Source organism: Komagataeibacter oboediens (assembly GCF_003207815.1).
GTDB classification, from domain to species: domain Bacteria; phylum Pseudomonadota; class Alphaproteobacteria; order Acetobacterales; family Acetobacteraceae; genus Komagataeibacter; species Komagataeibacter oboediens.
Map to the genome: position 1 here is coordinate 1 of NZ_NKTX01000225.1, position 917 is coordinate 917.

At 63.4% G+C, this 917-nt stretch carries 1 protein-coding gene; it reads left to right on the forward strand.

Annotation, left to right across the window (positions count from 1 at the left end; translation table 11 throughout):
- On the forward strand, positions 1 to 917 hold a 917-nt coding region (locus CFR80_RS18495; protein WP_110507869.1), incomplete at both ends, for a transposase.

The following is a 917-nucleotide window of genomic DNA, read 5'->3' on the forward strand; positions in this document are numbered from 1 at the left end:
GGCAAGGCACAGTACCATCCGCGCCTGATGCTGGCCCTTCTGATCTTCAGCTATGCGAACGGGTTGTTTTCCTCACGCCGGATCGAGCGGGCGACATATCGCGACATCGGGGTGCGCTTCGTGGCGGCGAACCTGCATCCGGATCATGATACGATTGCGACCTTCCGCCGGACGAACAGGGGCGCCATTGAAGCTGCATTTGCACAGGTCCTGCTTCTGGCGCGCGAGACGGGCCTGCTGCGTCTGGGCGTGGTGTCGATCGACGGCACGAAAATCGATGCCGATGCCTCGAAATACCGTTCCCTGCGCTACGACCGGATCAGGGCGCTGCGCGAACAGCTGGCGGTGGATATCGCGAAACTGATGGACCAGGCGGAGCACGCGGATGCCACAGACAGAGATCCGCAGGCCCTGCCAGAAGAGCTTGCCCGACGGGAAACGCTGAAAGCGAAGCTGGACGAAGCCTGCGCCCGGCTGGAAGCAGATGCGAAGGCGCAGGCCGAGGCGGCGCGACCGGCATACGAGAAGAAGAAAGCCGCTTATGACGCAAAAACAGGGCGTCGTGGCAGGGCGCCGAAACCGCCGGATGATGAACCACCACCCGACCGGCAGATCAGCCTGACCGATCCCGACAGCCGCCTCATGCGGCGTTCGGACGCCCATGAATTCCGGCAGGCTTACAATGCCCAGGCCGTAGTCTGCGCCGAAGGCAGCCAGCTGATCGTGACAACCGGCGTTGTCGCCACGTCAGCGGATGCGCCATCCTTTGCCGACACGGTGCTGTCGATGGAAGACACAATCGGTCTCCCGGAGAAGGTGCTTGCCGACACCGGTTACGCCAGCGGACAGGCGGTCCGGAAACTGCAGGAAAAGGGCATTGATCCGCTGGTCGCCATTGGACGGCCCTGTGCCCGCAG